This window comes from Streptomyces sp. NPDC085481, from assembly GCF_044541845.1.
Classification (GTDB): domain Bacteria; phylum Actinomycetota; class Actinomycetes; order Streptomycetales; family Streptomycetaceae; genus Streptomyces.
This window is the reverse complement of sequence record NZ_JBITTJ010000030.1, coordinates 1-10,698: the sequence shown is the minus strand read 5'-3', so window position 1 is coordinate 10,698 and position 10,698 is coordinate 1. Positions and strand designations below refer to the sequence as shown.

1 protein-coding gene and 1 pseudogene are annotated in these 10,698 nt (G+C 73.9%); both read left to right on the top strand.

Translation table 11 applies throughout. The features are described 5' to 3' along the window. The first annotated feature begins 12 nt into the window (after positions 1 to 12). Entirely contained in the window at positions 13 to 9,051 is a 9,039-nt protein-coding gene (locus ACIGEZ_RS34130) for an SDR family NAD(P)-dependent oxidoreductase (RefSeq protein ID WP_399839285.1), read from the top strand. 94 nt (positions 9,052 to 9,145) lie between these two features. Further along, a pseudogene (locus tag ACIGEZ_RS34125) lies at positions 9,146 to 10,698 on the top strand (type I polyketide synthase); the annotation flags it as partial.

The window sequence follows — 10,698 nt, the reverse complement described above, 5'->3', positions numbered from 1 at the left end:
GTTCCCGACGCTGTGGTGGGGCACTCGCAGGGTGAGATCGCGGCGGCGTGTGTGTCGGGTGCGTTGTCCCTTGAGGACGCGGCCCGTGTGGTGGCGGTACGCAGTCAGGTGATCGCCGGGAGCCTTGCGGGCCGTGGTGGCATGGCGTCGGTGGCTCTCTCGGAGGGGGACGCGGTCAAGCGTCTGGAGCCGTGGGCCGGCCGGGTGGAGGTGGCGGCTGTCAACGGGCCCGCGTCCGTGGTGGTCGCCGGTGACGCCGAGGCCCTCGACGAGGCGCTCGATGTGCTTGCTGCGGACGGTGTCCGTGTGCGTCGGGTCGCGGTGGACTACGCCTCCCACACCCGGCACGTCGAGGCGATCGAGGCCGAACTGACCGCCGCCTTCGCAGACATCCGCGCGCAGGCCCCGCTGATCCCCTTCTACTCCACCGTCACGCGAGAGTGGGTACGGGACTCCGCGGTCCTGGACGGCGGCTACTGGTACCGGAACCTGCGCAGCCAGGTCCGTTTCGGGCCCGCGATCGCCGAGCTCCTCGCCGACGGCCACACCGTCTTCGTGGAGTCCAGCGCCCACCCGGTTCTGGTCCAGCCGGTCGACGAGATCGTCGACGAGGCGGACGCCGACGCGGTGGTGACCGGCTCGCTGCGCCGTGACGAGGGCGGGCTGCGCCGTCTGCTGACCTCGATGGCCGAGCTCTTCGTCCGCGGCGTCCCCCTCGACTGGACCGGCGTCCTGCCGGCCGGAAGCGCCACCGGTACGGCGTACGTCGACCTCCCGACGTACGCCTTCGAGCACCAGCACTACTGGCTGCACACGGCACCTGAGACCGACGCCGCCTCCCTCGGTCAGGCCTCGGCAGACCACCCGCTGCTCGGCGCCGTCGTGGCGGTGCCCGAGACCGGCGGTGTGCTGTGCACCTCCCGCCTGTCGCTCCGTACGCACTCCTGGCTCGCCGACCACGCCGTCGGCGAAGCCGTGCTCGTGCCCGGCACCGGTCTGGTCGAACTCGCCGTCCGCGCAGGCGACGAGGTCGGCCACGGAACGCTCGAAGAGCTGGTCGTCGAGGCGCCCCTCGTCCTGCCCGAGCAGGGCGGCGTCCGCGTCCAGGTCGCCGTAGGCGGCCCGGAGGAGAACGGCACGCGCGCGGTCGCCGTCTATTCGACCTCGGACGAAGCCGTCGGGGACCACGACAGCGACGCCTGGACCCGGCACGCCACCGGCACCCTCACGGCGACGTCCGCCGTCCACACCCCGGGCTTCGACTTCACCGCGTGGCCTCCCCCCGGCGCCCAGCAGCTTCCGGTCGCGGGCGGCTATGAGCTCCTGGCGGCGGCGGGCTACGGCTACGGCCCGGTGTTCCAGGGCGTACGGGCGGTGTGGCGGCGCGGCGAGGAACTGTTCGCGGAGGTCGCGCTGCCCGACGAACAGCGGGACGCCGCCGCCCGGTTCGGCATCCACCCCGCCCTGCTGGACGCCGCCCTGCACCCCGTCATGCTGGACGTCGCGCTCGCGGACCCGGCGGGCGAGGGTCGTCATCGTGCCGGCGCGGAGGCCCTGGGAGAGGTCGGCGAGGGCGACGCCGGCGCGGAGGGCGAAGTGCACCTGCCGTTCGGCTGGAACGGCCTGCGTCTGCACGCTGCCGGTGCCTCCGCGCTGCGGGTGCGCCTGGTGCAGTCCGCCGCCCACACCCTCTCCCTCGAAGCCGCCGACCAGACCGGCGGTCCCGTGCTCAGCCTCCAGTCGCTGGTCTCCCGGCCCGTGTCGGTCGACCAGTTGGGCCGGACGGCGGCCGACGACGGCCGGGACGCGCTCTTCCGCGTGGAGTGGACCGAGCTGCCCGGCAGCGCGGCTCCCGGAATGGAACTGCCGCCCGCCTGGGTGCCGGTGGCCTCCCCGGACCACGTGGCCATGCTGAACAACGGCGCGGGCGTACCGCCGGTCGTCGTCCTGGACGCGGCAGGTGACGGCGCGGACGACGAGGCGCCGGCCCTGACCGGTCGCGTGCTCGCCGTCGTCCAGGCGTGGCTGGCCACGCCGGGTCTGGACGGCGCCACGCTGGTCGTGGTCACCCGGGGCGCGGTGCCCGCCGGCGGCGACGCCGACGTGATCGACCCGGCCGGCGCCGCCGTCTGGGGCCTGATCCGGGTTGCCCAGGCCGAGCACCCGGACCGGATCGTCCTCCTCGACACCGACGCCGCCCCCGGTACGGACGTCGAACCGGTGCTTACCGCCGTCCTCGCGGCCGGTGAGCCCCAGGTCGCCGTGCGCGGGACCGCGCTCCTCGCCCCCCGCATCGCTCGGGCCGGCCTCGGCTCCGACACCCCCGTCACCTTCGCGCCGGACGGAACGGTGCTGATCACGGGAGGTACGGGCACCCTGGGCGGCCTGGTGGCCCGGCGCCTTGTCGCGGAGCACGGCGTACGGCACCTGCTGCTGGTCAGCCGTCACGGGCAGGATGCCGAGGGTGCGGCCGAACTGACCGCCGAACTGGTGGAGTCGGGTGCGTCGGTGACGGTCGTCGCCTGTGACGTAGCGGACCGGGACGCCGTGGCGGCGCTCCTGGGGTCCGTACCGGTGGCGCATCCGCTGACGGGTGTCGTGCATACGGCGGGTGTCCTGGACGACGGGGTGATCGGTGCGCTGACGCCGGAGCGCCTCGCGTACGTCTTCGGTCCGAAGGTGACGGCCGTACGTCACCTGGACGAGCTGACCCGCGAACTGGTTCCGGAGCTGAGGGCGTTCGTCGTCTTCTCCTCCGCTGCCGGCGTGTTCGGCTCGGCTGGGCAGGGCAACTACGCGGCGGCCAACGCCTATCTCGACGCGGTGGCCCACCGGCGCCGGGCGGCCGGCCTGCCAGGCCTCTCCCTGGCCTGGGGCCTGTGGGAACAGGCCACCGCCATGACCGCTCACCTGGACGGCACCGACGCGTCGCGCGTCAACCGGAGCCGGAGCCGCGCCCTGACGTCGGCCGAGGGCCTGGACCTGTTCGACGCCGCGCTGCGCAGCGGCGAGGCCCTGCTGGTCCCGATCAAGCTCGACCTTCGGTCGATGCGCGCCGACGCGGCGGCCGGAGGCGCGGTGCAGCCGCTGCTGCGCGGCCTGATACGGGTCACCCGGCAGGCCGCCCGTACCGCCGCCGGGGGCGACGGCACCAGCGGCCTCGCCGCCCGCCTGGCCGGGCTGCCGGCCGACGAGCAGGACGTGCTGCTCCTCGACCTCGTCCGCACGCACGCCGCGACCGTCCTCGGCCACGCAGGGCCGGACGGAGTGCCGGTCGAGACCGCGTTCCGCGACAACGGATTCGACTCGCTCACCTCGGTGGAACTGCGCAACCGGCTCCGCGAAGCCACCGGCCTCAAGCTGCCCGCCACCGTCGTCTTCGACCACCCGACGCCGCTCGCGCTCGCCCGCCACCTCCACGGCGAACTCGGCGTCACGGCCGGGACCACGGCCCCGGAATCGCCGGACACACCGACGGCGGCACCGGCCGACCCCGGTGAGCCGATCGCGATCGTGGGCATGGCGTGCCGACTGCCGGGTGGCGTGGCGAGCCCGGAGGACCTGTGGCGGCTGGTCAGCGAGGGCCGGGACGCGATGTCCGGCTTCCCCGAAGACCGCGGCTGGGACCTGGACGGGCTCTTCGACTCCGACCCGGACAAGGCGGGTACGTCCTACGCCGACCAGGGCGGATTCCTACACGGCGCGGGACAGTTCGACGCCGGGTTCTTCGGGATCTCGCCGCGTGAGGCGCTGGCGATGGACCCGCAGCAGCGGCTGCTCCTGGAGACCTCGTGGGAGGCCCTGGAGCGGGCCGGGATCGACCCGGGGACGCTCAAGGGCCGGGACGTCGGGGTGTTCTCCGGCCTGATGGGCCAGGGCTACGGCTCGGGCGCCGACGTGCCGGCCGAACTGGAGGGCTTCGTCACGACCGGCGCCGGCACGAGTGTGGCGTCGGGACGCGTGTCGTACGTCTTCGGCTTCGAGGGCCCGGCCGTGACCGTCGACACGGCGTGTTCCTCGTCCCTTGTCGCCATCCACCTGGCCTCGCAGTCGCTCCGCCAGGGAGAGTGCTCGCTCGCCCTCGCCAGCGGTGCGGCGGTCATGACCAGCCCCGGGGCGTTCGTCCAGTTCTCGCGGCAGCGGGGGCTCGCCTCGGACGGCCGCTGCAAGTCGTACGCGGACGCCGCGGACGGTACGGGCTGGGCCGAGGGCGCCGGTGTGGTCGTCCTCGAGCGACTGTCGGAGGCGCGGCGCAACGGGCACCGGGTGCTCGCCGTCGTCCGTGGGTCGGCGGTGAACCAGGACGGCGCGTCGAACGGCCTGACGGCGCCGAACGGCCCGTCCCAGCAGCGCGTCATCCGCAAGGCGCTGGCGGCGGCCGGTCTGTCGACGGGTGACGTGGACTTGGTCGAGGGCCACGGCACGGGCACGGTCCTCGGCGACCCGATCGAGGCGCAGGCCCTGCTGGCCACGTACGGGCGCGACCGCGACCCGGAGCGCCCGCTCTGGCTGGGCTCCCTGAAGTCGAACATCGGCCACACACAGGCGGCCTCGGGCGTCGCCGGCGTCATCAAGACGGTCGAGGCGCTGCGCCGTGGCGTCATGCCGCCGACCCTGCACGTCGACACGCCCTCCTCGCAGGTGGACTGGTCGGCAGGTGCCGTGGAGCTGCTGACGGAGGCGCGGGACTGGCCCGAGACCGGGCGGGCGCGCCGGGCGGGGGTGTCGTCGTTCGGGCTGAGCGGGACGAACGCGCACCTGATCCTGGAGCAGGCGCCGGAGGAGGAGCCCGAGCCGATGGCAGTCGCGGCTGATGGCGTGGTGCCGCTGGTGGTGTCGGCGAAGAGTGCCGGTTCCCTTGCGGGCCAGGCCGAGCGGCTGTCGTCGTTCGTCGGTGCCGCCGGTGGAGCGCCCCTGCCGGAGATCGCAGCGGCGCTGCTCGCGGAGCGTGCGGTGCTGTCCGAGCGTGCGGTGGTGGTGGCGGGTTCGCGGGAGGAGGCGCTGGCGGGGCTTGGTGCGCTGGCGCGGGGCGAGTCGGCTGCGGGGGTGGTGACGGGGAGCCGGGCTTCGGCTGCTCGTACGGTGTTGGTGTTTCCGGGGCAGGGTTCGCAGCGGGTGGGGATGGGCCGGGAGTTGTACGACCGGTATCCGGTGTTCGCGGAGGCTTTCGACGAGGTGTGCGCCTTGTTGGACGCGCAGTTGTCGGGGTGGGTGGAGCATTCGGTCAAGGACGTCGTCCTTGGTGATGCTGGTGACTTGAGTCAGACCGTGTTTACGCAGGCCGGTTTGTTCGCTGTGGAGACGGCGTTGTTCCGGCTGGTCGAGTCGTGGGGTGTGCGGCCGGATGCGGTGATGGGGCATTCGATCGGTGAGATCGCTGCGGCCCATGTCGCGGGGGTGCTGTCGTTGGCGGATGCGGCTGCTGTGGTGGCGGCTCGGGGTCGGTTGATGCAGGCGTTGCCGTCTGGTGGCGCGATGGTCGCGGTGGCTGCGTCGGAGGGCGAGGTCGCCGAGCTGCTTGGTGAGGGTGTGGATCTGGCGGCGGTGAACGGGCCGGCGTCGGTGGTTCTGTCGGGTGTCGAGGATGCCGTGCTGGCTGTGGCGGCGAAGCTGGCGGAGCAGGGTCGTAAGACCAAGCGGCTGACGGTCTCGCATGCGTTCCACTCGGTGCTGATGGAGCCGATGCTCGACGAGTTCGCTGCTGTTCTCTCTCAAGTGGCGTGGTCTGAGCCGAAGTTCCCGGTGGTCTCGAACGTGACCGGGCGGCTGGCCGAGCCGGGGCAGCTCGCTGACCCGCGGTACTGGGTTGATCATGTCCGTCGTACGGTCCGCTTCGCGGATGGCGTGGCGGCCGCGGCGGGTGACGGCGAGGTGGTCTTCGTCGAGCTCGGTCCCGGGGCGGCTCTGTCGAGTGTCGTGGAGGAGTCCGCGGGGGAGCGGGCGGTCTGCGTCGCGGCTCTGCGCGACGGTCGTCCCGAGGCGCAGACGCTGCTGACCTCGGCCGCCGAGGTTTTCGTCCACGGCGGACCGGTCGACTGGGCCAGGGTCCTGCCGGCCGGCGCCGGTGCCGCGCACGTCGACCTCCCGACGTACGCCTTCGACCACCAGCACTACTGGCTCCGGACCGGCGCCACCACCGACGCGGCCTCTCTCGGTCAGGGCAAGGCCGACCACCCGATGCTCGGCGCGGTCGTGCGACTCCCGCACTCCGACGGCCTGGTCTTCACGTCCCGGCTGTCGCTGCGCACCCACGCCTGGCTCGCCGACCACGCCGTGGACGGGGTCGTCCTCGTCCCCGCCGCCGGCCTGGTCGAACTGGCCGTCCGCGCGGGCGACGAGGTCGGCTGCGGCACGCTCGACGAACTGGTCATCGACTCGCCACTGGTCGTCCCCGCCCACGGCGGCGTCCGAGTCCAGGTCGCCGTGGGCGGCCCGGGCGAGAACGGCACGCGTACCGTCGACATCTACTCGACCCGCGAGGACGCAGAGGCTGACTCCGCCGGCGGCGAAGCATGGATCCGCCACGCCACCGGTGTCCTTGGAGCGGTGGCGAAGGCGGCGGTGAGCACGCGGGCCGACATCGCCGCCTGGCCGCCGCCCGGTGCTCAGAAGATCGATGTGGAGGGGATCCACGCCGACCTCGTCGCCCACGGTCACGAGCACGGCCCGGCGTTCCAGGGTCTGCGTGCGGTGTGGCGGCGAGGTGAGGAGGTCTTCGCCGAGGTCGCATTGCCGGACGAGCAGCGCGACAGTGCGGCCCGGTTCGGCATACATCCCGCGCTCCTCGATGCCGCCCTGCACCCGGTGCTGCTGTCGGGCGCCGCGACGGAGGACCGCGAGCGGACCTGGCTGCCGCACGAGTGGCGCGGGTTGACGCTGCACGCCGCAGGTGCCTCGGTGCTGCGGGTGCGGATCGCGCCCCAGGGGCCGGACGCACGGTCGCTGACCGCCGTCGACGAGACCGGCGGGCCGGTCCTGGAAGCCGACGCGGTCGTGCTCCGACCGCTGTCCATGGCGCAAGTGGAGGCCGCTGCCGGCACCGTGAGCGATGGCGGACCCGGGCTGTTCCGCGTCGAGTGGACGGCGCTCGCCCAGCTCGCGCCGCTCCAGGGCGCCGAGGCGACGGCGGCCCGGGCGGAGCGACCGGTGACCGTGTCCACCCCGGAGGACCTGGCGGCGCTGGCGGCCGGGGCGGACGTGCCGACGGCCGTGGTCCTGGAGGCCTTCGCGGCTGAGGACCGGGTGGCGAGCGGCGACGACGAGGCCGTCGTTCCGGCCGTGGTCTCGCGGGTCCTGGCGGTGACGCAGGCGTGGCTGGCCGAGGAGGCGCTGGAGGGTTCCCGCCTCGTCGTGGTGACCCGTGGCGCGGTGCCGGCGGGAGGCGACGCCACGGTGACCGACCCGGCCGGTGCCGCCGTCTGGGGCCTGGTCCGTGCGGCCCAGGCGGAGAACCCGGAGCGGATCGTCCTGCTGGACGTGAACAGCGACAGCGACAGCGACAGCGACAGTGTGATCGGCTTCGACATCGACATCGACATCGACGCGGTCATGGCCCCCGACTTCGCCGCCCTCCTGGACTCCGTCCTCGCGAGCGGCGAACCGCAGGTTGCCGTCGTGGGTACGACGCTGACCGTGCCGCGTCTCGTCCGTACGCACGCACGACGGCCGGGCGAGCCCTCCGCAGAAGTCCCCGAGCGGCTCCCGCTCGACCCCGCCGGCACGGTGCTCGTCACCGGCGGCACCGGATCGCTGGGCGCGCTGGCGGCCCGCCATCTGGTCAGGGAGTACGGTGCCGGCCACGTGCTCCTGGCCGGCCGGCGCGGCCCGGACGCCGACGGCGCGACGGAGCTCGTGGCCGAGCTGACGGCCCTGGGCGCCGAGGTGTCGGTCGTGGCGTGCGACGTCACCGACCGGGACGCGGTCGCCGCCCTGCTGGCCGCCGTTCCGGCCGAGCACCCGCTGACGGCGGTGGTCCACGCCGCCCGGGTCTTCGACGCCGGCCTGATCGGCGAGGTGGACCGGGAACGCCTGGCCCAGGTCTTCGCGCCGAAGGCCACGGCCGTCCGGCACCTGGACGAGCTGACCCGCGAACTCGCCCCGGAACTGAGGGCGTTCGTCCTCATGTCGTCGGCCTCGTCCGTCTTCCTGGGCGCGGGTACCGGCGCCTACGCCGCCGCCAACGCCTACGTCGACGCGGTGGCCCACCGCCGCCGTGCCGCGGCCCTGCCGGCCGTGTCGCTGGCCTGGAGCCTGTGGGCCCGCACCGCCGACCCGGATGCCGCCGACGCCGCCAGCGAACCCGACCAGGACGGCCGGACCGGGCGCCGCGGCGGCGTGGAGCCCCTGACGGCGGCCGAGGGCATGGACCTGTTCGACGCTGCTCTCGCCGACGGCTCCGCCCTCCTCGTACCGGCCAGGCTCGACCTGCGCGCGGTCCGCGCCGACGCCGCGCTCGGCGGGGGAGTCCCGCCGCTGCTGCGCGGCCTGGTCCGCCCGGGGCGCCGGCCGGCCCGTACCGGTGCCGGCGACGGAGGCGGACTGGCCGCACGCCTTGCCGGGCTTTCGCCGGCCGACCAGCAGGGTCTGCTGCTCGACCTCGTACGCGGCCAGGTGGCGATCGTCCTCGGCCACACCGGTCCCGAGCAGGTCCGGCCGGAGACGGCGTTCAAGGACATCGGCTTCGACTCGCTCACCTCGGTCGAACTGCGCAACCGCCTGCGCGGCGCCACGGGGCTCTCCCTCCCCGCCACGGTCGTCTTCGACTACCCGGCGCCCCTCGCCCTGGCCCGGTACCTCCACAGCCGGCTCGACCCCGAGGCCGGGACCACGTCCGGCTCCCATCCGCTGCTGGCCGAACTGAGCCGACTGGAGGCCATGTTGGCGGGCACCCCCGCCGACGACTCGGCCCGAGCCCAGGTGGCCACCCGGCTCCAGGGCCTCCTGGCCACCTGGTCGGCGAGCGGTGCCCCGTCCGCCGAGGAGCGGCTCGACTTCGACAGCGCCTCCGACGACGAACTCTTCGACCTCATCGACACGGAGTTCGGCAACTAGCAACGCCCGACCTCCACACCCGCCGACCCCGACGCCACAGCCGCACAGCCGCAACAGCCTCACAGCCGCAACAGCCTCTAGGAGCCGAACCTCGATGGCGGATGAAAGCAAGCTTCGCGACTACCTCAAGCGCGTCCTCGCCGAGGCACGCCGCTCCCAGCAGCGTGTGCTGGAGCTGGAGGCGGAGAAGTCGGAGCCGATCGCGATCGTCGGAATGGCGTGCCGGCTTCCGGGTGGAGTCGCCGGCCCCGAGGACCTGTGGCGACTCGTCTCCCAACGAGGCGACGGCGTCTCCGGCTTCCCCACCGACCGCGGCTGGGACCTGGAGAGCCTGTTCGACGAGGACCCCGAGCAGAGCGGCAAGTCGTACGTGACGCGCGGCGGGTTCCTGCACGAGGCCGGCCTCTTCGACGCGGGCTTCTTCGGCATCTCGCCACGCGAGGCCGTGGCGATGGACCCGCAGCAGCGGCTGCTCCTGGAGACCTCGTGGGAGGCCCTGGAACGGGCAGGCGTCGACGCCACCGGGCTCAAGGGTGCCGACGTCGGCGTCTTCGTCGGCGTCATCAACGAGGGCTACGCGACCGGCGGCCCGGTCCCGCCGGAGCTGGAGGGATTCACCGGAACCGGCACCACGGGGAGCGTGGCCTCGGGTCGCATCTCGTACGTGTTCGGGTTCGAGGGTCCGGCCGTGACCGTCGACACGGCGTGCTCCTCCTCGCTCGTGGCCATGCACCTCGCGGCGCAGGCCCTGCGCCGCGGGGAGTGCTCGATGGCGCTGGCCGGCGGCGCGACCGTGATGGCAGGCCCCGGCATGTTCATGGAGTTCTCGCGGCAGCGGGCCCTCGCGGCCGACGGCCGCTGCAAGTCGTACGCGGACGCCGCCGACGGTACGGGCTGGGCCGAGGGCGCGGGCATGGTCGTCCTGGAGCGCCTGTCCGAGGCCCGGCGCAATGGACACCAGGTGCTCGCCGTGATCCGTGGCTCGGCCGTCAACCAGGACGGCGCCTCCAACGGCTTGACGGCCCCCAACGGCCCCTCCCAGCAGCGGGTCATCCGCAAGGCCCTCGCCGACGCCGGTCTCACGCCGGCCGACGTCGACGTGGTCGAGGGCCACGGGACGGGAACCGTGCTCGGCGACCCGATCGAGGCCCAGGCCCTCCTGGCGACCTACGGCCAGGAGCGCGAGCCCGGACGCCCGTTGTGGCTGGGTTCGCTGAAGTCGAACGTCGGCCACACGCAGGCGGCTGCGGGTGTCTCCGGCGTGATCAAGATGGTCCAGGCGATGCGGTACGGCGTGATGCCGGCCACGCTCCACGTGGACACGCCGTCCTCTCAGGTGGACTGGTCGGAGGGCGCCGTCGAGCTGCTTACCGAGGCGCGGGAGTGGTCGGCCGTCGGGCGGCCGCGCCGGGCGGGCGTCTCCTCCTTCGGAGTCAGCGGGACGAACGCGCACCTGGTCCTGGAGGAGCCCCCGGCCGAGGATCCGGAGCCGGTGGCAGCCGTCACCGATGGTCTCGTGCCGCTCGTGGTCTCGGCGCGCAGCGCCGACGCCCTGGCGGGGCAGGCGGAGCGGCTGGCCTCCTTCGTGGCGGCGGGCGGGGACCTGGCGCTCTCGCACCTGGCCGGCGCCCTGGTGGCGCGGCGTGC